This is a genomic window from Bacillus sp. SN32 (assembly GCF_002837495.1).
Lineage (GTDB): Bacteria > Bacillota > Bacilli > Bacillales > Bacillaceae > Bacillus > Bacillus subtilis.
Genome location: NZ_PJCT01000008.1, coordinates 24,423 through 46,170, shown reverse-complemented (window position 1 = coordinate 46,170; position 21,748 = coordinate 24,423). Strand labels below are relative to the sequence as shown.

Sequence of the window (21,748 nt, the reverse complement as noted above, 5' to 3'; positions counted from 1 at the left end):
ATTATTTTCATCATCTAGACTCTCGTCAGTATATCAAAACCCGTTTCCGTAATCGCAATCGTATGTTCAAAATGAGCACACTTTTTCCCATCTACCGTTACAACCGTCCAGTTATCAGCCAATGTTTTCACGTAGCGGCTGCCAGCGTTCACCATAGGTTCAATAGCGAGAACCATGCCAGGTTTAAGCCGTGGTCCTTTGTTGGGCGGACCGTAATGAGGAATTTGCGGGTCCTCATGCAAGTCTTGACCAACACCATGTCCGACATACTCCCTAACAACTGAAAACTGCTCATTTTCGACATACGTTTGTATTGCGTGGGAAATATTCGACAAACGTTCACCTGGTTTTGCTTCCTGCAAGCCTTTATATAAAGACTCCTCTGTCACTTCCAGAAGTTTTTTGTCATCATCGCTGATGTTTCCTACCGGATATGTCCATGCAGAGTCACCATGATAACCATTTAATTTAGCACCGATATCAATACTGATGATGTCACCGTCCTTCAGCACCCTGCTGCCAGGTATGCCGTGAACGAGTTCTTCATTAACTGATACGCAAATGCTCCCGCGAAACCCATTATACCCCTTAAAAGATGGGATTGCACCCTGCTTCTTAATAAAACGTTCGGCAATTTGATCCAATTCTTTTGTCGAGATTCCTGGTTTAATGTGCTTTTTTAACTCTTCATGAGTTAAAGCCACGATTCGCCCTGCTTCCCGCATGATACCAAGTTCACGTGGGGTTTTACAGATAATCATTTTTTTAATCCTCCAAGAAGATCCTTCACATCTGCATACACGTCTTGAATGTCCTGCTGGCCATTCACGTTTGCAAGATAACCTTTCTCTGAATAGAAATCGAGTAAAGGCTGAGTTTGCTTCATGTTTACCTCAAGCCGTTTAGAGACGGTTTCCTCATTATCATCTGCCCGTTGATAGAGTTCGCCTCCGTCTTTATCACAAATACCCGGCGTTTTCGGCGGATTAAAGACTAAATGATAGGTTGTGCCGCAAACACTGCAAATTCTGCGTCCAGTCAGACGTTCCATCAGAACATCTTTGTCGACTTCAATGTTAATGACATAATCAATCGGCTTGCCGTATTCCTCAAGAATTTCTTCAAGAGCTTCGGCTTGAGCGACTGTTCGCGGAAATCCGTCCAGAAGAAAACCTCTTTCACAATCATCTTTGCCAAGTCTCTCTTTTACAATTCCGATTGTGACTTCGTCAGGTACGAGCTCTCCCTTATCAATATAAGATTTTGCTTCGAGTCCGAGTGGTGTTTCTTCTTTCATAGCAGCACGGAACATATCTCCTGTTGAGATATGAGGAATCCCATAATCCTCAACAATTCGTTCGCCCTGTGTGCCTTTACCGGCACCAGGAAGCCCCATTAAGACTAAGTTCATTCGGATTTCCCCCGTCCTCTCTTTATTAAGAGGGAATGGATAAATCCATTTCCTCTAGTTTTTCATAAATCCACGGTAGTTTCGTTTCACCAACTGGCTTTCTAGTTGTTTCATTGTCTCCAAGGCTACCCCGACAACAATTAACAAAGATGTTCCGCCAATTTGTGCACTTTGAGGCAATCCAGCGAATTGAATGAAAAAGATAGGAAGAATGGAAATCACGGCTAAGAATATAGAACCCACAAACGTAAGTCGATACAAAATGCTCGTAATTCTATCTTGAGTCATTTTCCCTGGACGAACCCCCGGGATATAGCCACCCTGTTTTTTAAGGTTATCAGCCATTTGTTCAGGGTTTACCTGTACAAAAGCATAAAAGTACGTAAAGGCAATAATCAACGCAACATATATCGCCATACCCACCGGATGCGTATTATCAAAGTTGTTTTGAATCCACTTTGTCACATCGTTTGTTCCAAAGAATGACGCGATCGTCCGCGGCGTTATCAAAAACGCAACCGCAAAGATTACCGGAATAACCCCTGCAGGATTCACTTTCAATGGAAGGTGTGTAGACTGACCTCCGCCAGCAGGTGAACGACCTGTGCCTTTAGCATATTGAATCGCAATTTTCCGTACGGCTTGCTGAATGAAAATAACTCCAACAATAACTGCTAAAATCGCAATCACAAGAAGTGCGATTTTCACAATATGAATAAACAACTGATCGTTGCTACCGACAAATTGAGTCTCATATATTTGCCCAATTGTTTTTGGAATACTAGACACAATCCCCGCGAAGATAATGATCGATATTCCGTTGCCTACTCCATGAGAAGTAATTTGTTCCCCAAGCCACATTAAAAAGGCAGTTCCGCCAGTGAGTACTAAAGCAATGATAAGATATGTCGATACACCGGATTTTTCGATCAGCATACCGTTTGCCAGATTGTTAAATCCATATGACATACCTAATGCTTGGATGAAACCAAGCACAATCGTAAAGTACCTTGTGAACTGAGCTAATTTACGGCGGCCAACTTCACCTTGCTTAGACCACTCGGTAAACTTCGGTACAACATCCATCTGAAGCAGCTGAATGATGATCGAAGCCGTGATATAAGGAGTAATTCCCATTGCGAAAATGGAAAATTGGTAAAGCGCACCGCCGCCAAATGTATTAAGGAGATCAAAAACACCCATTTGAGACTGCGCCTGTAACGCTTCAGCGTTAACGTAAGGCACAGGAATAAACGCACCTATGCGAAAGACGATAAGCATGAGTAAAGTGAATATGATTTTATTCCTGATATCACTCACACGCATAAAGTTGGAGATTGTTTTAAACAAGTTAGATCACCTCAGCTGTACCGCCAGCAGCTTCAACAGCTTCTTTCGCAGAAGCAGAGAATTTATTGGCTTTTACAGTTAATTTTTTCTCTAATTTACCGTTGCCAAGAATCTTTACTCCTGCATTAAGTTTGCTAATAACACCAGTCTCTAGAAGAAGTTCAGGAGTGACTTCCGTTCCTTCTGCAAAACCGTTCAATTTGTCTAGGTTGACTACAGCGTATTCCTTGCGGTTGATGTTAGTGAAACCGCGTTTAGGAAGACGTTGGAATAAAGGCATTTGTCCCCCCTCGAATCCAGGGCGTACACCGCCGCCAGAACGAGCGTTTTGACCTTTGTGACCTTTACCAGCTGTTTTACCGTTGCCAGAACCAATACCACGACCTACGCGATTACGCGTTTTGCGTGAACCTTCTGAAGGTTTTAATTCATGAAGTTTCATTAGGACACCTCCTTATCCGATCAAATATTTTTATTGTTCTTTAACAGAAACTAAATGAGATACTTTATTAATCATACCACGGATCGCAGCGTTGTCTTCATGAACAACAGTTTGGTTTGTTTTCTTTAAACCAAGTGTTCTTACAGTAACGCGTTGGTCTTCCGGGCGACCGATTACACTTCGTTTGAGGGTAATTTCTAATTTAGCCATTAATGTTCCCTCCTTATCCTAACAGTTCTTCTACAGATTTTCCACGAAGCTTCGCAACGTCTTCAGCACGTTTAAGTTCACTTAAACCTTGAAGTGTTGCACGAATCATGTTGATCGGTGTGTTAGAACCTAAAGACTTAGAAAGGATATCAGCTACACCAGCCAGCTCAAGTACCGCACGTACAGGGCCTCCGGCGATAACTCCAGTACCTTCAGAAGCAGGTTTTAACAAGATGTTACCTGCACCGAAACGTCCGATGATTTCGTGTGGAATTGTAGTTCCAACCATTGGTACTTCAATCAAATTCTTTTTCGCATCTTCAACAGCTTTGCGGATCGCTTCTGGTACTTCTTGTGCTTTACCAGTACCGAATCCTACGTGTCCGTTTTTGTCACCGACAACGACTAGAGCTGCGAAGCGGAAACGACGACCACCTTTAACAACTTTCGCTACGCGGTTAACCGTAACTAAGCGTTCTTCTAACTCTAATTTGCTTGGGTCAATACGACGCATAATCATGTGTCCCTCCTTCTTTTATTAAAATTTAAGTCCAGCTTCACGAGCGGCATCAGCCAAAGCTTTTACACGTCCATGGTATAAGTATCCGCCACGGTCAAATACTACGTCAGAAATGCCTTTTTCAGCAGCGCGTTTTGCAACTAATTCTCCAACTTTAGTAGCAGCAGAAGTATCTCCAGTGCTTTCAACGTTCAAGTCTTTATCGAGAGTAGATGCACTAGCAAGTGTTACACCATTTACATCATCGATGATTTGAGCGTAAATGTGCTTGTTAGAACGGAAAACGTTCAGGCGCGGTCTTTCAGCAGTACCGGAAAGTTTAGCGCGAACACGAGCGTGTCTTTTAAGACGAGCAGCATTTTTGCTAGTTTTCGTAATCATCTAGGTCACTCCTTTCTTCACTTTAAGCGATCTTACTTAGCAGATTTACCTTCTTTACGGCGAACAACTTCACCTTCGTAGCGGATTCCTTTACCTTTGTAAGGCTCTGGAGAACGTACAGCGCGGATGTTAGCAGCAATAGCTCCTACGCGTTCTTTGTCTGTACCTTTTACAACTACTTTTGTTTGAGAAGGAACTTCGATTTCGATGCCTTCTTCAGGAACGATCTCAACAGGATGAGAGTATCCAACGTTTAAAACAAGTTTATTTCCGGATTTAGAAGCACGGTAACCGACACCGACTAATTCCAAACCTCTTTCAAATCCTTTAGATACACCTTCAACCATGTTGCCAAGCAGACTGCGAGTCGTACCATGCAGGGCACGGTGCTCTTTTTGATCAGAAGGACGAGCGACTGTAAGCACATTGTCCTCTACTTTAATCTCCATATCAGGGTGAAACGTACGAGTTAATTCTCCTTTTGGTCCTTTCACAGCTACAGTGTTGTTATCATTTAACGTTACTGTAACATCAGAAGGAATCTCAAGTAGCTTCTTACCTACACGAGACATACCAAACACCTCCATTCATGTTAAACTTCTTACCAAACGTATGCTAGAACTTCTCCACCAGCTTGTTTTGCACGGGCTTCTTTGTCCGTTAAAACACCTTGTGATGTAGAAATAATCGCGATTCCAAGACCGTTAAGTACGCGGGGTACTTCATTAGATTTAGCATAAACACGCAAACCAGGCTTGCTGATTCTTTTAAGACCAGTGATAACGCGCTCGTTGTTTTGTCCGTATTTCAAGAAAACGCGGATGATACCTTGTTTGCTGTCTTCTACGAACTCAACGTCACGAATGAAACCTTCACGCTTTAAAATTTCAGCAATTTCTCTTTTCAATTTAGAAGCAGGAATTTCAAGCTTCTCATGACGTACCATGTTTGCATTGCGAATACGAGTTAGCATATCTGCAATTGGATCTGTCATAACCATTATATAATTACCTCCTTCCCTTTCTTGGGGATTACCAGCTGGCTTTTTTCACGCCAGGAATTTGTCCTTTATATGCAAGCTCACGGAAACAAATACGGCAAAGTTTAAATTTACGAATGACTGAATGCGGACGTCCGCAGCGTTCACAGCGTGTGTACTCTTGTACTTTAAACTTTGGTGTACGTTGTTGTTTCGCAATCATAGACTTTTTAGCCACGATTTCGCCTCCCTTTCATTGATTATTTCTGGAACGGCATACCTACTTGAGTTAATAGCTCACGAGCTTCTTCGTCAGTATTAGCTGTTGTTACGATAACGATGTCCATTCCGCGAACCTTTGTTACTTTATCGTAGTCAATTTCAGGGAAGATTAACTGTTCTTTGATACCAAGTGTGTAGTTACCGCGACCATCGAAAGATTTTTTAGAAACCCCGCGGAAGTCACGTACACGCGGTAAAGAAACAGAAATAAGTTTATCAAGGAAATCATACATGCGCTCTCCGCGAAGAGTTACTTTCGCACCGATAGGCATTCCCTCACGAAGACGGAATCCAGCAATTGATTTCTTCGCACGAGTAACGACAGGTTTTTGACCTGCGATAAACGTTAATTCTTCAACAGCACTGTCGATTGCTTTGGCGTTTTGAACAGCGTCACCAACACCCATGTTGATTACGATTTTTTCGATTTTAGGCACTTGCATGACTGAATCATAATTGAACTTAGTCATTAAAGCAGGTGCAATTTCTTTATTGTACTTTTCTTTAAGGCGGTTCATGAGATAGACCTCCCTTCCTTTTAATACTATTTATCTAGAACTTGCCCAGATTTTTTTGCTACACGAACTTTTTTGCCATCTTCCACTTTGTATCCTACGCGAGTCACTTCACCTGTTTTAGGATCGAGCGGCATAACGTTTGATACATGAATTGGCGCCTCTTGATTAGAAATACCGCCTTGAGGGTTAGCTTGAGTTGGTTTAGAGTGTTTCTTTACCATGTTAACACCTTCAACTAAAACGCGGTCCTTTTTAGGGAAAGCAGCAAGGATTGTTCCTTGTTTGCCTTTATCTTTACCAGAGATAACCATAACTTTATCGCCTTTTTTTACATGCATCCTGATCGCACCTCCTTGAGTAAGGCATTTATTTCATTAGATAACTTCTGGAGCTAGAGAAACAATTTTCATAAAGTTGTTTTCACGCAATTCACGAGCAACTGGTCCGAAGATACGAGTTCCGCGTGGGCTCTTGTCGTCACGGATGATAACACATGCATTCTCATCGAAGCTGATGTATGAACCGTCACTTCTGCGCGCTCCGCTTTTAGTGCGAACGATAACAGCTTTTACGACTTCACCTTTTTTGACAACGCCTCCTGGTGTTGCTTGTTTAACCGTGCAAACAATTACATCACCAATGTTAGCTGTTTTACGTCCAGAACCACCAAGAACTTTAATAGTAAGTACTTCACGTGCGCCAGAGTTGTCAGCTACTTTTAAACGAGTCTCTTGTTGAATCATTATTTGTTACCTCCCTTCGGAAAAAGAATTCCGAACTTTATTAGATAATAACAGCTTCTTCGACAACTTCAACTAGACGGAAACGCTTAGTTGCAGACAAAGGACGAGTTTCCATAATCTTAACGATGTCACCGATTTTAGCTTGATTATTTTCATCATGTGCTTTGAATTTTTTTGAGTATTTTACGCGTTTACCGTAAAGTGTATGTTTTTTGTATGTCTCAACAACAACAGTAATGGTTTTATCCATTTTGTCAGAAACAACACGGCCTTGGTAAACTTTGCGTTGGTTACGTTCGCTCATGCTCACGACCTCCCCTCAGTGATTATTTATTAGCAGCAATTTCTCTTTCACGAATCACAGTTTTCATGCGCGCGATAGCTTTGCGCACTTCACGAATGCGAGCAGTATTTTCAAGTTGTCCTGTCGCTAATTGAAAGCGAAGATTGAAAAGTTCTTCTTTAAGAGACTTTACTTTTTGTTCAATTTCAGCAGTGGTAAGGTCACGAATTTCATTAGCTTTCATTTGATTCACCACCAATTTCTTCACGTTTTACGAACTTCGTTTTAATTGGCAATTTGTGAGATGCAAGGCGAAGCGCTTCACGAGCAACCTCTTCAGACACACCAGAAATTTCAAATAAAACTTTGCCCGGTTTTACAACAGCTACCCAACCTTCTGGAGCCCCTTTACCGGATCCCATACGTACCTCAAGTGGTTTAGCAGTGTAAGGTTTAGAAGGGAAAATTTTGATCCAAACTTTACCGCCACGTTTCATGTAACGAGTCATCGCAATACGTGCAGCTTCGATTTGACGGTTAGTAATCCAAGAAGCTTCAAGAGCTTGGATACCGAATTCTCCGAAATGTACTTCAGTACCGCCTTTCGCACGGCCACGCATTTTTCCGCGATGCTCTCTGCGATATTTAACGCGTTTTGGTAATAACATATTATTTTCCTCCTTCCTCAGTTTTCTTCTTAGTAGGAAGAACCTCTCCACGATAGATCCAGACTTTTACACCAAGCTTACCGTAAGTAGTATCAGCTTCAGATGTTGCATAGTCAATGTCCGCACGCAATGTGTGCAATGGAACAGTTCCTTCACTGTAGTATTCAGAACGAGCGATATCTGCACCGCCAAGACGACCAGAAACCATTGTTTTCACACCTTGTGCTCCAGCACGCATAGTACGTTGGATTTGTTGTTTCTGCGCACGGCGGAAAGAAACACGGTTTTCTAATTGACGAGCGATGTTGTCAGCAACTAGCTGTGCATCAAGATCTGCTCTTTTGATTTCAAGAATGTTAATGTGTACACGCTTGCCAGTAAGGCTGTTAAGGGCTTTGCGAAGTGCTTCGACTTCAGAACCGCCTTTACCGATAACCATACCAGGCTTAGCTGTGTGGATCGTAATGTTAACGCGGTTTGCTGCACGCTCAATTTCTACTTTAGAAACAGAAGCGTCAGAAAGGCGTTTGCTAATGTATTCACGAATTTTTAAATCTTCGTGCAGGAAGTCAGCGTAATCTTTACCAGCGTACCACTTAGATTCCCAATCACGAATGACTCCGATACGAAGACCGACTGGATTTACCTTTTGACCCACTACTTATCCCTCCTTCTTTTCTGATACAACGATTGTAATGTGGCTCGTACGTTTGTTGATTTGGCTCGCACGTCCCATAGCACGTGGGCGAAATCTTTTTAACGTAGGGCCTTCGTCAACGAATGCTTGAGAAATAACCAGGTTGTTAGCGTCCATTTCATAGTTATGCTCAGCATTTGCAATAGCGGATTTTAATACTTTCTCGATAATTGGAGAAGCAGCTCTTGGTGTAAGGTTCAAGATTGATACTGCCTCACCTACTTGCTTGCCTCGAATCAGGTCCATTACTAGACGTGCTTTACGAGGAGCAATACGGACTGTTCTTGCAACAGCTTTAGCTTGCATTTAAAAGCCTCCTCTCTTAGCGTCTTGTTTTTTTGTCATCACTAGCATGACCTTTGTACGTACGAGTTGGAGCGAATTCACCCAACTTGTGCCCTACCATATCTTCAGAGATGAATACAGGCACGTGTTTACGTCCGTCATAGACTGCGATTGTGTGACCAATAAACTGTGGGAAAATAGTAGAACGACGAGACCAAGTTTTTACGACTTGTTTCTTGTCAGTTTCATTTAATTTCTCGATTTTAGTCATCAAGTGTCCATCGACAAATGGTCCTTTTTTTAAGCTGCGAGCCATTTTGGAACCTCCCTTCGTGATTGCACTACGGTCCGAAAAGAACCGTAGACAACCCCGTTATTTATTTTTACGACGACGTACGATAAATTTATCGGATTTGTTCTTTTTCTTACGAGTCTTGAATCCAAGAGTTGGTTTGCCCCATGGAGACATTGGTGATTTACGTCCGATTGGCGCACGTCCTTCACCACCACCGTGTGGGTGATCGTTAGGGTTCATTACAGAACCACGAACTGTAGGACGGATGCCTTTCCAGCGAGAACGTCCAGCTTTACCAATGTTGATAAGTTCGTGCTGTTCGTTACCTACTTGACCGATAGAAGCACGGCAAGCAGAAAGGATCATGCGAACTTCACCAGAGTTAAGACGTACAAGAACGTATTTACCTTCTTTACCAAGAACCTGAGCAGATGTACCAGCTGAACGTACAAGCTGTCCGCCTTTACCAGGTTTTAATTCAATGTTATGCACAACTGTACCAACAGGGATGTTGATAAGTGGAAGTGCATTACCTACTTTAATGTCAGCTTCAGGACCTGACATGATTTCAGTACCTACTTGAATTCCTTTAGGAGCAAGAATGTAACGTTTTTCTCCGTCTGCATAGTTGATTAGAGCGATGTTAGCTGAACGGTTTGGATCGTATTCAACTGTAGCAACGCGTCCAGGTATACCATCTTTATCGCGTTTGAAGTCGATAACACGGTATTGGCGTTTATGTCCGCCACCTTGGTGACGTACAGTCAATTTACCTTGGTTGTTACGTCCGCCTTTTTTGTGAAGGGGAGCAAGCAAGGATTTTTCCGGCTTGTCAGTCGTGATTTCAGCAAAATCTGAAGTTGTCATGCCACGACGTCCATTAGAGGTCGGTTTATACTTTTTAATCGCCATTTTGAATTTCCCTCCTTCTTTTTACAGATAATTAAGCTTCAAAAATTTCGATTTCTTTGCTGTCTGCAGTAAGTTTTACGATCGCTTTTCTGCGACGGCTAGTCATACCAGTGTAGCGTCCGACACGTTTTGATTTGCCTTTGTAGTTCATGATGTTGACTTTATCAACTTTCACTCCAAAGATGCTTTCAACCGCGTCTTTCACTTCTGTTTTGTTAGCTCTTACATCAACTTCAAAAGTATATTTTTTTTCAGTCATTAAATCAGCAGAACGTTCAGTAATGACGGGGCGCTTTAGAACATCACGAGGATCTTTCATTATGCAAGCACCTCCTCTACTTTTTCAACCGCTGCTTTTGTAATCAGAAGCTTCTCGTGGTTGACAACGTCTAAAACGTTGATTCCGTTAGCTTCAACAACAGTAACTCCAGGAATGTTACGAGCAGATAATGCTACTGCTTCGTTTGCATCCGCAGTTACGATTAAAGCTTTTTTCTCAACAGATAATCCTTTAAGGATAGCTGCCATTTCTTTTGTTTTAGCCGTATCAAGAGTAAGATCTTCAAGAACGATGATGTTGTTGTCGATCACTTTAGAAGACAATACTGATTTGATTGCCAAGCGGCGAACTTTTTTAGGTAATTTATAAGAATAGCTGCGTGGTGTTGGGCCGAATACGACACCACCTCCGCGCCATTGCGGTGAACGGATTGAACCTTGACGGGCACGTCCAGTACCTTTTTGACGCCATGGTTTACGACCTCCGCCGCGTACTTCAGAACGATTTTTTACTTTGTGAGTTCCTTGACGTAAGGAAGCTCTTTGCATAAGAATAGCGTCGAATACAACACTCTCATTTGGTTCGATACCAAATACAGAAGCGTTTAATTCGATGTCACCAGCAGTAGAACCGTTTTGGTTGTATAATGCTACTTTTGGCATAATCAATTTCCTCCTTTCCTAAGAGAATTATTTAGATTTAACAGCACTTTTAACAGTGATTAAAGATTTCTTCGCACCAGGTACGTTACCTTTGATCAAAAGAAGATTGCGTTCTGCATCAACTTTTACGATTTCAAGGTTTTGAACAGTGATTTGCTCTCCGCCCATACGTCCAGGTAATAATTTACCTTTGAATACACGGTTAGGATCTACAGGTCCCATTGAACCAGGACGACGGTGGTAGCGTGAACCGTGAGACATAGGTCCGCGAGATTGTCCGTGGCGCTTAATCGCACCTTGGAAACCTTTACCTTTAGATACTCCTGTTACATCTACGATTTCTCCAGCAGAGAAAATTTCAACCTTGACTTCCTGACCAACTTCATACGCATCCATTTCCACTCCGCGTAATTCTTTAACGAAGCGCTTAGGAGCAGTTTCCGCTTTTGCAACGTGCCCTTTTTCAGGTTTGTTAGAAAGCTTTTCACGCTTGTCGTCAAAACCAAGCTGGATTGCTTCGTAACCGTCGTTTTCAGCTGTTTTCTTTTGAAGAACAACGTTTGGAGCAGCCTCGATAACAGTTACCGGAATAAGATCACCATTCTCAGCGAATACTTGCGTCATACCAATTTTTCTTCCTAAGATTCCTTTGGTCATTCGTCACACCTCCTATTAAGATCATTCTATATTTTAGAATTAAAGTTTAATTTCGATATCGACACCAGATGGTAAGTCTAATCGCATAAGAGCATCAACAGTTTGTGGTGTTGGGTTCACAATGTCGATTAAACGTTTATGTGTACGCATTTCAAATTGCTCACGAGAATCTTTGTATTTGTGCACCGCACGAAGGATTGTGTAAACTGATTTTTCAGTTGGCAACGGAATCGGACCAGATACGCTGGCACCAGAACGTTTTGCCGTTTCAACAATCTTCTCTGCAGATTGATCAAGGATTCTATGATCATATGCTTTCAAACGAATACGAATTTTTTGTTTTGCCATTATTTTCCCTCCTTTTCGCCTACATCACGTTAGACAGTTCTCCGTGAGAAAAACCTGAACACCTTGCCATGGCAAAGCGGCCGGGTGTGTCAGCAACCTCTCACTTCATCGCAGTCAAAGACCAACATACACCATTATACAGAAAATAGGCGCATGTTGCAAGACTTATTTAAAATATGCATGGTTTGCACACTTTTTTTATTATACAGGGGTTTTTCTTATTTATCAAGGATCTATCATAAATGGTGTCGTGCATGCCGACTTAATGTGTTCGCGAATAATGATGGCTCCTCAATATGCGGGGTGTGAGCTGAATCCTCAAATTGAAACCAGCGCTTTTCGGGTGCCTCAAGTTCTTGATAATACTGTTTCGATATTTCAGCAGGAACAATTAAGTCATGTTTCCCTGAAATGAAAACACACGGTACTTTAATAGAAGGAACTGATGTAAAAGCATTAAACCGGTACAACTCATCAGTTAAATGTTTTTTACTGAAGCGCAATCCATTAAGGAAGCTGTGCATGTTACGCACTCCATACTCATTGCCAGTAAGCATTTGAAATAATACAGCTAGAGATTGACGATGACGGTGAGTGAATCCACCCCTGCTTAGCTCAACACAAAACCGATAGATAAGGTGCTGGATATCCTGCTTCCAAGGCGGAGCACCAATGAAACGTGTGAGGAAAGATAATATGCTGGCTTTTTTTGATTCGGAAATTTCACGAATATGTTGATAAGCAGTTGATTCTTCATCTTGCGGGTTAACAACCTGGCTGATTCCATAATACGTGTAAAATAAATCAGGACGCTGCTGCAGCACATGAAGCGCCAGTATTGATCCCCAAGAATGACCGGCTAGGTAAAGTTTTGATTTTGAAAAATGAGCTAAAAGCCATTGAGTGACTTGGATTGTATCTTTAATGAAGTGATTTATTGTCATAGAGTGATGCGAAATTCGCTTAGAATAAGAAAGCCCCGATCCTCTCTGATCCCAATGAACTACTGTGAAATACTGTTCCAGCTCTTTTTGATAATGTCTAACATATCCGATTTGCGACGTTCCCGGCCCGCCATGTAAAAAAAGCAGCAATGGATTTTTCACGTCAACTCCATTAATCATCAGCATTTGCCTTGTATTTCCAATGCTTAGTTCTTTCATGATTGCGATTGATTTCTTTTCAGGAATCATAAATATTAACCCCTCGAATATGATAGATCCTATTATACAAGAAAAAGATAAGCAAACAAAAAACGAGACCCGCAGGGGTCTCGTTTAAAATCATACTATTACTCAGTGATTGTAGAAACAACGCCTGAACCAACAGTACGTCCGCCTTCACGAATAGAGAAACGAGTTCCTTCTTCGATAGCGATTGTAGAAATAAGTTCAACGTTCATTTCAGTGTTATCTCCAGGCATAACCATTTCTACGCCTTCTGGAAGATGGATGATACCAGTTACGTCAGTTGTACGGAAGTAGAACTGAGGACGGTAGTTAGAGAAGAATGGAGTATGACGTCCACCCTCTTCTTTAGAAAGAACGTAAACTTCAGCTTTGAATTTGCTGTGTGGAGTGATTGTACCTGGTTTAGCAAGTACTTGACCACGTTGGATTTCTTCACGAGATACACCGCGAAGAAGGGCACCAATGTTGTCACCAGCTTCAGCGTAATCAAGAAGCTTACGGAACATTTCAACACCTGTAACAGTTGTTTTCTTGTTCTCATCTTGAAGACCGATGATTTCAACTTCGTCACCGACTTTAACTTGTCCGCGTTCTACACGGCCAGTAGCAACTGTACCACGACCAGTGATTGAGAATACGTCCTCAACTGGCATCATGAATGGTTTTTCAGTGTCGCGTTCTGGAGTTGGGATGTACTCATCAACCGCATCCATAAGTTCGAAGATTTTCGCTTCGTACTCAGCGTCACCTTCAAGAGCTTTAAGAGCAGAACCTTTGATTACTGGTACATCATCACCAGGGAAGTCGTATTCGCTAAGAAGATCGCGAACTTCCATTTCAACTAGTTCAAGAAGCTCTTCGTCGTCTACCATGTCGCATTTGTTTAAGAATACAACGATGTATGGTACACCAACGTTTTTAGAAAGAAGGATGTGCTCACGAGTTTGTGGCATTGGGCCATCAGCAGCAGATACTACAAGGATAGCTCCGTCCATTTGCGCAGCACCAGTGATCATGTTTTTAACATAGTCAGCGTGTCCTGGGCAGTCAACGTGTGCATAGTGACGAGTTTCAGTTTCGTACTCAACGTGTGCAGTAGAGATTGTGATACCGCGCTCACGTTCTTCTGGAGCACCATCAATTTGATCGTACGCCATAGCTGTACCTTTACCAGATTTCTTATGAAGTACTGTTGTGATAGCAGCAGTTAAAGTTGTTTTACCATGGTCAACGTGTCCAATTGTACCAATATTGGCATGTGATTTGGAACGGTCGAATTTTTCTTTAGCCATTCTAAAATCCTCCTTAAGAGCTTTTAATTAGTAATGTATAGAGTGATAGGAAGTGAAAGAAAGCTTTCACTTCCTCATCTTACAATAGTAGTTATACTTGAGTTAAGAGGCAAAATCAATTATTCGCCTTTATTTTTTTTGATAATTTCTTCTGCGACGCTCTTCGGCACTTCTTCGTAGTGATCCATGTGCATAGTGAACGTACCGCGACCTTGCGTATTAGAACGAAGTGCAGTAGCGTAACCGAACATTTCAGCAAGAGGAACCATAGCGCGAACAACTTGAGCGTTACCGCGTGCTTCCATACCTTCTACGCGTCCGCGACGTGAAGTGATATCACCCATGATATCTCCCATGTATTCTTCTGGAATAACCACTTCTACTTTCATGATTGGTTCAAGAAGAACTGGGTTACATTTGCTGACTGCATTTTTCAATGCCATAGAAGCAGCAACTTTAAATGCCATTTCGTTTGAGTCAACATCATGGTAAGAACCGTCGAAAAGTTTAGCTTTAATGTCGATAAGCGGGAAGCCTGCTAGTACACCATTTTCAAGTGCATCTTCCAGACCTGCTTGAACAGCTGGGATGTATTCACGAGGAACGACCCCACCGACAATCGCATTTTCAAATTCAAAGCCAGCGCCTTCTTCGTTTGGTTCGAATTCGATCCAAACGTGTCCGAACTGACCGCGTCCACCAGACTGACGTACGAATTTCCCTTCAACTTTTGCACCGGTACGGAATGTTTCACGGTACGCAACTTGAGGAGCACCAACGTTGGCTTCTACTTTAAATTCGCGTTTCATACGGTCAACAATGATATCAAGGTGAAGTTCACCCATACCAGAGATGATCGTTTGGCCAGTTTCTGGGTTTGTTTGAGTACGGAATGTAGGATCTTCTTCAGCAAGTTTCGCTAAAGCGATACCCATTTTATCTTGGTCAGCTTTTGATTTAGGCTCAATAGCAACGTCGATAACTGGTTCTGGGAATTCCATTGACTCAAGGATAACAAGATCCTTCTCATCACATAGAGTATCTCCAGTAGTTGTATCTTTTAGACCTACAGCAGCTGCGATATCCCCTGCGTATACAGTAGAGATTTCTTCACGGCTGTTAGCGTGCATTTGAAGAATACGTCCAACACGCTCACGTTTGCCTTTAGTAGAGTTTTTCACGTATGAACCAGAATCAAGTGTTCCAGAGTACACACGGAAGAACGTCAACTTACCAACGTAAGGGTCAGTCATAACTTTAAATGCTAATGCAGAGAATGGCTCTTCGTCAGAAGAATGACGCTCAATCTCTTCATTTGTATCAGGACGTGTACCTTTGATTGCAGCAACGTCAGTTGGTGCAGGAAGGTAGTCAAGAACAGCATCAAGTACTAGTTGAACACCTTTGTTTTTGAAGGCAGAACCAACAAGAACAGGGTAGAATTCAACATTTAATGTACCTTTACGAATTCCTGCTTTTAACTCGTCAATTGTGATTTCTTCACCCTCAAGGTACTTATCCATAAGCTCTTCATCAAGCTCACATACAGCTTCAATAAGGCTGTTGCGAAGCTCTTCAGCTTGCTCTTTGTACTCTTCAGGGATTTCTTTTGCATCAGAACGAGTTCCGAGGTCATCTTCGTAGAAATACGCAACGTTTTCTACAAGGTCAATGATACCTTCGAAGTTATCTTCAGCACCGATCGGCAATTGAATTGCATGAGCGTTTGCTTGAAGACGGTCTCTTAAAGTTCCTACAGAGTAAAGGAAGTCTGCACCGATTTTGTCCATTTTGTTAACAAAAACGATACGCGGTACTCCATAAGTTGTTGCCTGACGCCAAACAGTTTCTGTTTGAGGCTCAACGCCTGATTGCGCGTCAAGTACAGCAACAGCACCATCAAGTACACGAAGAGAACGTTCAACTTCAACTGTGAAGTCTACGTGTCCTGGAGTGTCGATGATGTTTACGCGGTATCCTTTCCACTGTGCAGTTGTCGCAGCGGAAGTGATTGTGATACCACGTTCTTGTTCCTGCTCCATCCAGTCCATTTGTGAAGCTCCTTCATGAGTTTCACCAATTTTGTGGATACGACCAGTATAGAACAAGATACGTTCTGTAGTAGTCGTTTTACCGGCATCGATGTGAGCCATGATACCGATATTACGAGTTTTTTCTAAGGAGAACTCTCTTGCCATTGGGTAATTTCTCCTTCCTTATTAGGAAATTGTGTTTTGTTAATCTATAAATCCTACCAGCGATAGTGAGCAAATGCTTTGTTTGCTTCAGCCATCTTATGAGTGTCTTCACGTTTCTTAACAGCAGCACCAGTGTTGTTAGCTGCGTCAAGGATTTCGTTAGCTAAACGCTCTTCCATCGTTTTTTCTCCGCGAAGACGAGCGTAGTTAACTAACCAGCGAAGTCCAAGAGTCGTACGACGTTCAGGACGAACTTCTACAGGAACTTGGTAGTTCGCACCACCTACACGGCGTGCTTTTACTTCAAGTACAGGCATGATGTTTTTCAATGCTTGTTCGAAAACCTCCATTGCATCATTGCCAGTACGTTCTTTAATGATATCGAATGACTTGTATAGGATTGTTTGAGACTTACCTTTTTTACCATCGATCATCATTTTGTTGATTAGACGAGATACAAGCTTAGAGTTGTAAATCGGATCAGGTAAAACATCTCTTTTTGCTACAGGACCTTTACGTGGCATCTGAATATCCTCCCTTCATCAATTATGCGTATTTTCGTATATTATTTTGCTTTAGGTTTTTTCGTACCGTATTTAGAACGGCCTTGTGCACGGTTTTCAACTCCAGCAGTATCAAGCGCACCACGAACGATGTGGTAACGTACCCCTGGTAAGTCTTTTACACGTCCGCCGCGGATAAGTACAACACTGTGCTCTTGCAGGTTGTGACCGATACCAGGAATGTAAGCAGTAACCTCGATTCCGTTAGTCAAACGAACACGAGCATATTTACGAAGTGCTGAGTTCGGTTTTTTCGGTGTCATTGTACCAACACGAGTACATACCCCGCGTTTTTGTGGAGAAGATACGTTAGTGTGCTCTTTTTTAAAGCTGTTGTATCCTTTGTTAAGTGCAGGAGACTTTGAGTTTTCTACTTTACTCACGCGTCCTTTGCGAATTAGCTGATTAATTGTAGGCATGAATTTTTCCTCCCTTCATTACGTTTTATAACCCACATACCCAGGTGGTTCATCAAAAGGCAAAAAACAATGTCTTTACACAAGATGGAATCTTACGCAAAAACAAAAGTACGTTATAAAATAATGGCAACAGCGGCTGCTCCTACCTCAATTCCGCAGGCTTTGCCGAGCTTTTTCATGGATTCAACCATTGAGACAGAGATACCTTGATCTTCAGCAAGTGAAACAACACTTGACGTGAGTATCGGATCTGCGTCTTTTGCAACGACTACTTCCTTTACTGAACCTCGCTTTAGAGCTTTCACTGTTTGCTTCGTACCAATAATAATTGATTTGGCCTGTGATACTTTATCATAAGACATAAACATATCCTCCAAAGTAACAGGTTTATTTCGAGCACCTTGGTTATATTATCATTCTAGGAGACGAATGTCAACAAGGTATGACATTTTTTAGATTTCTTCTTCTCATAGAGTGACTTTTTCATAAATATATCTGCTGAAAGACCGTTTTTGCAGTCTTTCAGCAGAATTAAATCAGTTATTCAACCGGGACCATATCGTCAGTCGGCTGAACATTTGATACTGGTTTTACTTTACGGTATTTCATCATTCCTGTACCAGCTGGAACAAGCTTACCGATGATAACATTCTCTTTCAAGCCGAGAAGCTCGTCACGCTTACCTTTGATCGCTGCATCTGTAAGGACACGTGTTGTTTCCTGGAAGGAAGCAGCAGATAAGAATGAATCAGTTTCAAGAGATGCTTTTGTAATACCGAGTAAGACAGGACGGCCTGTAGCAGGTCGATTGCCTTCAAGCAATACCTTTTTGTTCGCTTCAGTAAATTGGTGAATATCAAGCAATGTACCTGGAAGCACATCAGTGTCACCGGCATCAATCACGCGTACTTTGCGAAGCATCTGGCGAACCATTACTTCTACGTGTTTATCACCGATTTCAACACCCTGCATACGGTAAACCTTTTGAACCTCATGGAGAAGATACTCTTGAACAGTCGTCAGGTCAGTTACTTTAAGAAGTTCTTTCGGATCGATTGAACCTTCTGTCAGTACTTGGCCTCGAGTAATTTTATCTCCTTCCGCTACTTTCAGGCGGGAGTTGTAAGGTGCCGTATAAGAACGTGTTTCCACTGCGCCTTGAACCACAATTTCCTGTTGCTTATCACGAACTTCATTGATCTCAACGACAGTACCGTCGATTTCTGTAATTGTTGCCTGACCTTTCGGATTACGCGCTTCGAAAAGCTCTTGGATACGCGGAAGACCCTGTGTGATATCGTCTCCGGCAACCCCGCCTGTATGGAATGTACGCATTGTTAACTGTGTACCAGGCTCACCGATTGATTGGGCAGCAATGATTCCGACAGCTTCACCGACTTCAACATCGGAGCCAGTTGCAAGATTTCGGCCATAGCATCGTTTACATACACCATGAGGCGTATTACATGTGAAGGCAGAACGGATCCACACTTCTTCAATGCCGGCTTCGACAATCTCCAGTGCTTTATCTTCATCGATCAGTTCGTTTTCATTCACAAGCACTTCACCTGTTTCAGGGTGCTTCACTTGTTTTCTTGCAAAACGTCCGATTAAGCGTTCTTCTAAGCGCTCAATTGTTTCGGTTCCTTCTTTAAGAGGCTTAGCAAGAATGCCTCGGTCAGTTCCGCAATCAGTTTCACGAATGATAACATCCTGCGCAACGTCAACGAGACGACGTGTAAGGTAACCTGAGTCAGCAGTTTTAAGAGCGGTATCGGCAAGACCTTTACGCGCACCGTGTGTGGAGATAAAGTACTCCAATACTGTCAGACCTTCACGGAAACTTGATTTGATCGGCAACTCAATGATACGTCCAGCCGGGTTGGCCATCAGGCCGCGCATTCCGGCAAGCTGCGTAAAGTTAGATGCGTTACCACGGGCACCAGAGTCACTCATCATGTAGATCGGGTTGAGTTCATCAAGTGATTTCATCAGTTTGCCTTGGATAACGTCTTTTGCAGCACTCCAGATAGAGATGACTCTCTCATAGCGTTCTTCTTCAGTGATAAGACCGCGGCGGAACTGCTTCATAACGTTGTCAACTTTGCTTTGCGCTTCTTCAAGAATTTCTTGTTTATCATCGAGTACGACGATGTCAGAAACCCCAACTGTAATACCAGCTTTTGTTGAATATTTGAAACCTAGGTTTTTCATGCGGTCAAGCATTTTAGACGTTTCCGTGATATGGAATCGTTTAAAGATTTCCGCGATGATTTTACCCAGAATGCCTTTTTTAAACGGCGCATTGATTGGCTGCTGTGCGATAACAGCTTTAACGTCAGCACCTTTTTCTAAGAAGAATCGGTCAGGTGTTTTCTCTTCAATGTTGCTCTTCGTTGGTTCATTCATGTAAGGGAATGATTCCGGAAGAATTTCATTGAAGACAAGCTTACCGACAGTTGTAATTAACAATTTTGAGCGCTGTTCTTCGGTAAATGTCACATTCTTAAGTGAGTTAGCTGCAACAGCTACTCTCGTATGAAGGTGAACATATCCGTTTTGATAAGCAAGAAGCGCTTCGTCTGTATTCTTGAAGACCATGCCTTCACCGACAGCACCGGCACGCTCAAGTGTCAGGTAATAGTTACCCAGTACCATATCCTGAGACGGTGTTACAACCGGTTTACCATCTTTAGGGTTCAAGATGTTTTGAGCAGCAAGCATCAAGATGCGTGCTTCAGCTTGTGCTTCAGCAGATAATGGTACGTGAACCGCCATTTGGTCACCGTCAAAGTCAGCGTTGTAAGCTGTACATACGAGCGGGTGAAGACGGATTGCGCGTCCTTCAACAAGCGTTGGTTCAAACGCCTGGATACCTAATCTATGAAGTGTAGGGGCACGGTTCAGCAGTACCGGGTGCTCCTTAATAACTGATTCTAGTACATCCCAAACTTCAGGCTGTACGCGCTCAATTTTGCGTTTCGCACTCTTAATGTTGTGAGCAAGACCTTTTTCAACAAGTTCTTTCATAACGAAAGGTTTGAAAAGTTCAAGCGCCATTTCCTTCGGTAATCCGCATTGGTACATTTTCAAATGAGGACCAACAACGATTACAGAACGTCCGGAGTAATCGACACGTTTACCAAGAAGGTTTTGACGGAAACGGCCTTGCTTCCCTTTCAGCATGTGAGAAAGAGATTTTAACGGTCTGTTTCCAGGACCTGTTACAGGGCGTCCGCGGCGGCCGTTGTCAATTAGGGCATCGACAGCCTCTTGAAGCATACGCTTTTCGTTTTGAACGATGATGCTAGGCGCACCAAGGTCCAAAAGGCGTTTCAAACGATTGTTACGGTTGATGACACGACGATAAAGGTCATTCAAATCAGAAGTCGCAAAACGTCCGCCATCTAGCTGAACCATCGGTCTAAGCTCCGGAGGAATAACAGGAAGCACATCAAGGATCATCCAAGAAGGCTTGTTTCCTGAGTTACGGAAGGCTTCTAAAACTTCAAGACGTTTGATCGCACGAGTACGGCGTTGTCCTTGTGAAGTTTTCAGCTCTTCTTTTAACATATCAACTTCTTTGACAAGATCGATATCTTGAAGAAGTTTATGAATTGCTTCAGCACCCATAGATGCTTGGAATTTATTACCGTATTTATCAAGATAAGCACGATATTCTTTCTCAGACAGAAGCTGTTTCTTTTCAAGCGGTGTATTCGCCGGATCAGTTACAACGTAAGAAGCAAAGTAAATGACTTCTTCTAAAGCACGAGGTGACATATCCAGCACAAGACCCATACGGCTTGGAATACCTTTGAAATACCAAATGTGGGAAACTGGGGCAGCCAGTTCAATGTGCCCCATTCTCTCACGACGGACTTTAGCCCGTGTTACTTCGACTCCGCAGCGGTCACAAACTACGCCTTTATAACGAACTCGCTTGTACTTCCCGCAATGACATTCCCAGTCCTTAGTCGGTCCGAAAATGCGTTCGCAGAATAGACCGTCCTTTTCAGGTTTTAACGTACGATAGTTTATCGTTTCAGGCTTTTTCACTTCACCAAAAGACCATGAACGGATTTTATCTGGTGAAGCAAGACCGATGTTCATATACTCAAAATTGTTCACATCTAGCAAGGGGCCTACCTCCCTTTTTATCT

The 21,748-nt window shown here is 42.6% G+C and carries 31 protein-coding genes; all 31 read right to left on the bottom strand.

Annotated elements, in window-relative coordinates; translation table 11 throughout:
• Positions 1-14: 14 nt before the first annotated feature.
• The 31 genes from map to rpoC all read right to left on the bottom strand — a co-directional run bounded on the left by map (position 15) and on the right by rpoC (position 21,725).
• On the bottom strand, positions 15-761 hold the full coding sequence (map, locus tag CW370_RS19915) for a type I methionyl aminopeptidase (RefSeq protein WP_003225828.1): 747 nt from the start codon (positions 759-761) through the stop codon (positions 15-17).
• A complete protein-coding gene (locus CW370_RS19910) occupies positions 758-1,411 on the bottom strand; it encodes an adenylate kinase (RefSeq protein WP_004399686.1) in 654 nt (217 codons plus the stop codon). Before CW370_RS19910 ends, map begins: the two co-directional genes overlap by 4 nt.
• Before the next feature lie 54 nt (positions 1,412-1,465).
• Positions 1,466-2,761 (bottom strand): preprotein translocase subunit SecY, encoded by a 1,296-nt coding sequence (gene secY / locus CW370_RS19905; protein ID WP_024571501.1) that lies wholly within the window; start codon positions 2,759-2,761, stop codon positions 1,466-1,468.
• A gap of 1 nt (position 2,762) precedes the next feature.
• Positions 2,763-3,203 carry a 50S ribosomal protein L15 gene (rplO, locus tag CW370_RS19900; protein ID WP_003225819.1) on the bottom strand — a complete coding sequence of 147 codons (441 nt, stop codon included), beginning with the start codon at positions 3,201-3,203 and terminating at the stop codon, positions 2,763-2,765.
• Between the two features lie 30 nt (positions 3,204-3,233).
• Positions 3,234-3,413, bottom strand: a complete 180-nt coding sequence (rpmD, locus tag CW370_RS19895; protein ID WP_003156497.1) for a 50S ribosomal protein L30 — start codon at positions 3,411-3,413, stop codon at positions 3,234-3,236.
• A gap of 13 nt (positions 3,414-3,426) precedes the next feature.
• Positions 3,427-3,927: a 30S ribosomal protein S5 gene (gene rpsE / locus CW370_RS19890; protein WP_003328273.1), complete on the bottom strand. Its 501-nt coding sequence runs from the start codon at positions 3,925-3,927 to the stop codon at positions 3,427-3,429.
• Between the two features lie 24 nt (positions 3,928-3,951).
• Positions 3,952-4,314: a 50S ribosomal protein L18 gene (gene rplR / locus CW370_RS19885; protein WP_003225816.1), complete on the bottom strand. Its 363-nt coding sequence runs from the start codon at positions 4,312-4,314 to the stop codon at positions 3,952-3,954.
• A gap of 32 nt (positions 4,315-4,346) precedes the next feature.
• Positions 4,347-4,886: a 50S ribosomal protein L6 gene (gene rplF, locus CW370_RS19880; RefSeq protein WP_004399690.1), complete on the bottom strand. Its 540-nt coding sequence runs from the start codon at positions 4,884-4,886 to the stop codon at positions 4,347-4,349.
• Positions 4,887-4,915: 29 nt separating this feature from the next.
• Positions 4,916-5,314: a 30S ribosomal protein S8 gene (gene rpsH / locus CW370_RS19875; protein ID WP_003241998.1), complete on the bottom strand. Its 399-nt coding sequence runs from the start codon at positions 5,312-5,314 to the stop codon at positions 4,916-4,918.
• 31 nt (positions 5,315-5,345) lie between these two features.
• Positions 5,346-5,531, bottom strand: coding sequence for a 30S ribosomal protein S14 (gene rpsN / locus CW370_RS19870; protein WP_003156488.1), 186 nt, complete (start codon positions 5,529-5,531; stop codon positions 5,346-5,348).
• Positions 5,532-5,553: 22 nt separating this feature from the next.
• Positions 5,554-6,093 carry a 50S ribosomal protein L5 gene (gene rplE, locus CW370_RS19865; protein WP_003225809.1) on the bottom strand — a complete coding sequence of 180 codons (540 nt, stop codon included), beginning with the start codon at positions 6,091-6,093 and terminating at the stop codon, positions 5,554-5,556.
• Between the two features lie 26 nt (positions 6,094-6,119).
• On the bottom strand, positions 6,120-6,431 hold the full coding sequence (rplX, locus tag CW370_RS19860) for a 50S ribosomal protein L24 (RefSeq protein ID WP_003156486.1): 312 nt from the start codon (positions 6,429-6,431) through the stop codon (positions 6,120-6,122).
• Between the two features lie 36 nt (positions 6,432-6,467).
• A complete protein-coding gene (gene rplN / locus CW370_RS19855; protein WP_003225805.1) occupies positions 6,468-6,836 on the bottom strand; it encodes a 50S ribosomal protein L14 in 369 nt (122 codons plus the stop codon).
• A 40-nt stretch (positions 6,837-6,876) separates the two neighbouring features.
• Positions 6,877-7,140, bottom strand: a complete 264-nt coding sequence (rpsQ, locus tag CW370_RS19850; protein ID WP_003225804.1) for a 30S ribosomal protein S17 — start codon at positions 7,138-7,140, stop codon at positions 6,877-6,879.
• Positions 7,141-7,162: 22 nt separating this feature from the next.
• Positions 7,163-7,363, bottom strand: coding sequence for a 50S ribosomal protein L29 (rpmC, locus tag CW370_RS19845; protein ID WP_003156482.1), 201 nt, complete (start codon positions 7,361-7,363; stop codon positions 7,163-7,165).
• Positions 7,353-7,787 carry a 50S ribosomal protein L16 gene (gene rplP / locus CW370_RS19840; RefSeq protein ID WP_003225801.1) on the bottom strand — a complete coding sequence of 145 codons (435 nt, stop codon included), beginning with the start codon at positions 7,785-7,787 and terminating at the stop codon, positions 7,353-7,355. Before rplP ends, rpmC begins: the two co-directional genes overlap by 11 nt.
• 1 nt (position 7,788) lies before the next feature.
• A complete protein-coding gene (gene rpsC, locus CW370_RS19835; protein ID WP_003242001.1) occupies positions 7,789-8,445 on the bottom strand; it encodes a 30S ribosomal protein S3 in 657 nt (218 codons plus the stop codon).
• Positions 8,446-8,448: 3 nt separating this feature from the next.
• The gene (gene rplV, locus CW370_RS19830; protein ID WP_003156475.1) at positions 8,449-8,790 is read right to left on the bottom strand and encodes a 50S ribosomal protein L22; all 342 of its coding nucleotides are present in this window, start codon (positions 8,788-8,790) and stop codon (positions 8,449-8,451) included.
• A 16-nt stretch (positions 8,791-8,806) separates the two neighbouring features.
• The gene (gene rpsS, locus CW370_RS19825; RefSeq protein WP_003156472.1) at positions 8,807-9,085 is read right to left on the bottom strand and encodes a 30S ribosomal protein S19; all 279 of its coding nucleotides are present in this window, start codon (positions 9,083-9,085) and stop codon (positions 8,807-8,809) included.
• A 57-nt stretch (positions 9,086-9,142) separates the two neighbouring features.
• Entirely contained in the window at positions 9,143-9,976 is an 834-nt protein-coding gene (rplB, locus tag CW370_RS19820) for a 50S ribosomal protein L2 (RefSeq protein ID WP_003225795.1), read from the bottom strand.
• Positions 9,977-10,007: 31 nt separating this feature from the next.
• Positions 10,008-10,295, bottom strand: coding sequence for a 50S ribosomal protein L23 (gene rplW, locus CW370_RS19815; protein ID WP_003156467.1), 288 nt, complete (start codon positions 10,293-10,295; stop codon positions 10,008-10,010).
• A complete protein-coding gene (rplD, locus tag CW370_RS19810) occupies positions 10,295-10,918 on the bottom strand; it encodes a 50S ribosomal protein L4 (RefSeq protein WP_004399658.1) in 624 nt (207 codons plus the stop codon). Before rplD ends, rplW begins: the two co-directional genes overlap by 1 nt.
• A gap of 27 nt (positions 10,919-10,945) precedes the next feature.
• Positions 10,946-11,575 carry a 50S ribosomal protein L3 gene (gene rplC, locus CW370_RS19805; protein WP_004399671.1) on the bottom strand — a complete coding sequence of 210 codons (630 nt, stop codon included), beginning with the start codon at positions 11,573-11,575 and terminating at the stop codon, positions 10,946-10,948.
• 39 nt (positions 11,576-11,614) lie between these two features.
• Positions 11,615-11,923, bottom strand: coding sequence for a 30S ribosomal protein S10 (gene rpsJ / locus CW370_RS19800; RefSeq protein ID WP_003156464.1), 309 nt, complete (start codon positions 11,921-11,923; stop codon positions 11,615-11,617).
• Between the two features lie 236 nt (positions 11,924-12,159).
• Positions 12,160-13,116: an alpha/beta fold hydrolase gene (locus CW370_RS19795; protein WP_024571502.1), complete on the bottom strand. Its 957-nt coding sequence runs from the start codon at positions 13,114-13,116 to the stop codon at positions 12,160-12,162.
• A 98-nt stretch (positions 13,117-13,214) separates the two neighbouring features.
• The gene (gene tuf, locus CW370_RS19790) at positions 13,215-14,405 is read right to left on the bottom strand and encodes an elongation factor Tu (RefSeq protein ID WP_017695827.1); all 1,191 of its coding nucleotides are present in this window, start codon (positions 14,403-14,405) and stop codon (positions 13,215-13,217) included.
• 119 nt (positions 14,406-14,524) lie between these two features.
• The gene (gene fusA / locus CW370_RS19785; protein ID WP_003235056.1) at positions 14,525-16,603 is read right to left on the bottom strand and encodes an elongation factor G; all 2,079 of its coding nucleotides are present in this window, start codon (positions 16,601-16,603) and stop codon (positions 14,525-14,527) included.
• A 53-nt stretch (positions 16,604-16,656) separates the two neighbouring features.
• On the bottom strand, positions 16,657-17,127 hold the full coding sequence (gene rpsG, locus CW370_RS19780; RefSeq protein ID WP_003225784.1) for a 30S ribosomal protein S7: 471 nt from the start codon (positions 17,125-17,127) through the stop codon (positions 16,657-16,659).
• A gap of 41 nt (positions 17,128-17,168) precedes the next feature.
• The gene (rpsL, locus tag CW370_RS19775; RefSeq protein ID WP_003225781.1) at positions 17,169-17,585 is read right to left on the bottom strand and encodes a 30S ribosomal protein S12; all 417 of its coding nucleotides are present in this window, start codon (positions 17,583-17,585) and stop codon (positions 17,169-17,171) included.
• 113 nt (positions 17,586-17,698) lie between these two features.
• Positions 17,699-17,947, bottom strand: coding sequence for a 50S ribosomal protein L7ae-like protein (locus tag CW370_RS19770; protein ID WP_003225778.1), 249 nt, complete (start codon positions 17,945-17,947; stop codon positions 17,699-17,701).
• Between the two features lie 178 nt (positions 17,948-18,125).
• The gene (gene rpoC / locus CW370_RS19765; RefSeq protein ID WP_004399688.1) at positions 18,126-21,725 is read right to left on the bottom strand and encodes a DNA-directed RNA polymerase subunit beta'; all 3,600 of its coding nucleotides are present in this window, start codon (positions 21,723-21,725) and stop codon (positions 18,126-18,128) included.
• Between the last annotated feature and the right edge of the window lie 23 nt (positions 21,726-21,748).